Origin of the sequence: Bacteriovorax sp. DB6_IX, from assembly GCF_000447775.1 — a bacterium.
In the GTDB taxonomy this organism is placed as follows: Bacteria; Bdellovibrionota; Bacteriovoracia; order Bacteriovoracales; family Bacteriovoracaceae; genus Halobacteriovorax_A.
The window spans coordinates 1-1,704 of the sequence record NZ_AUNJ01000144.1 but is presented as its reverse complement, the minus strand read 5'-3'; the positions used below and the strand labels follow the sequence as shown (position 1 = coordinate 1,704).

The 1,704-nt window shown below is 34.8% G+C and carries 2 protein-coding genes; both read left to right on the top strand.

The genetic code is table 11. From position 1 onward, the window contains the following. Window positions 1–1,013, top strand: a 1,013-nt coding sequence (locus M901_RS04370) for a hypothetical protein (protein WP_021276974.1), incomplete at its 5' end; no start/stop codon positions are given. Between the two features lie 76 nt (window positions 1,014–1,089). Next, window positions 1,090–1,704: LysM peptidoglycan-binding domain-containing protein (locus M901_RS04365; RefSeq protein ID WP_021276973.1), on the top strand; the 615-nt coding region annotated here is incomplete at its 3' end.

Genomic DNA, 1,704 nt, shown 5'->3' with positions numbered 1-1,704 from the left:
GACTATCGTGCCTGCATACATTTTCAGAGACAATTGATTTTCGTGAAGTTCTCGATGAGAAGAAAGTTGAGTTTTTAAGGATAAACTATCGCTCAACTCGTTCAGAGAATCTCGAAACTATTTATAAGCGTTTTACGATTTCTGAATATAAATTCAATGAGTCAGATGAAATGGTTCTTAAAACAAAGAATAAGAATAAGCATATTGAGCAGTGGAGTGAGATAAAAGAAGAGCAGCTCTTTAAACTCTATGTTGATGTTGATGTTCTCGACCTTTCAAAACTTATTTCTTACGACAAGAATTTGAAGACAAAGGCCCATGAATTAGTTGAAAGAATTAAGAAACAAAGAAAGGCCACTCGCAAGAAGTTCAGAGCAGCGGCTTTCTATATGGCATCAAAGGGGACATTTGATCAGCAAAATAGTTATGGTTCAGTTGATTTTGAACAAAACTCCTCTTTTTCATTAGGTGTCTCTTTGTCGTATTATCCAGAAAATCCTAAGTATAGCTTTTCTTCAAGTATTTATTACTCCCATTTAAATGCGGCATCATCAAATCTCTTTACAAGCGATGTTGATGTTGATGCTGAGATCGGGGGAAATATTTATGCTGAGTATAAATTAACGAAACCTCGAATGAGCCTCTATGTTGGTTTTGACTATGAGAAATTTAATACTTTTAGTATTGAAGGTTTGAGTCGCTCTAATCAGCTTAAGTTTGATGTTAACAAGGTTATCTACTTAACAGTTGGGGCCGGAAAATCATTTAAAATTTCGAAGTATAAGTTCTTTAGTAAGTTGAGCTTCTCTAAGTCACTATCTTCAACAAGAACTCTTGGTTATACAGAAAGTCTATCTAATGAAGACTTTGAAGGAAGTAAGGTTCTCTTTTATCTATTTAAAAGTATCAATCGTCACTTCTTTGTTCACACTCTCTTTAAATATCACTGGATGGAAGGAGCATCAGACTTAACAGTGAAAAGACTCGGGGTGGGCTTTGGTTATATCTTTTAAATCTTGACTGGTTTGCTTTGTTATGAATCTCTAAATAATTCTCTTCTACCTCCGATTAGCTCTATAAGGAGTTAATATGAGGGCTGTATTAATTATTTCTTTGTTATCATTAATATCTTGTACATCTTCTAAGGATAAGAATCTAGAAGATGCTCTTGGACTACGAAAAATTAGTTCAAAGGAAGAGTTTGCTGATCTTCTGACGCCAACTGATGAAGAAGGTGTTTTTGAATTTGATTCAAAGGACGTGGATAAACTTTATCAAGAAAAGTCTGCTTTAGCACAAGCCGACTCTATTATGGACTCAGAAGTTAAACTACCAAGAGAGACAGAGTTCTATAGCTATCAAATTAAGAAGGGTGATACTGCTTTGATGATTGCCTTTAAAAAATATCGCAATCTCGAGATGTGGAAGGACATTTTAGAATGGAACCCTGAAACTTCATTTAAGGCCGGAAGTGTTATCCGTCTGCGTCGAATTGATGAATCGACGCTACCAGAGATCAATACGAATGGAACACCTTATATCGTTAATAAAGATGATTTTCTGATTAAAATTGCTGACAAAGTCTATGATGGAAAAAAGGATTACTGGGTAAGTATTTGGAAGAATAATAAGATTCTTGTGCAAGATAAGGATCTGATTTACCCAGGTTTTGTTCTCTACTACAGAGATTATCAGATTGCTAAG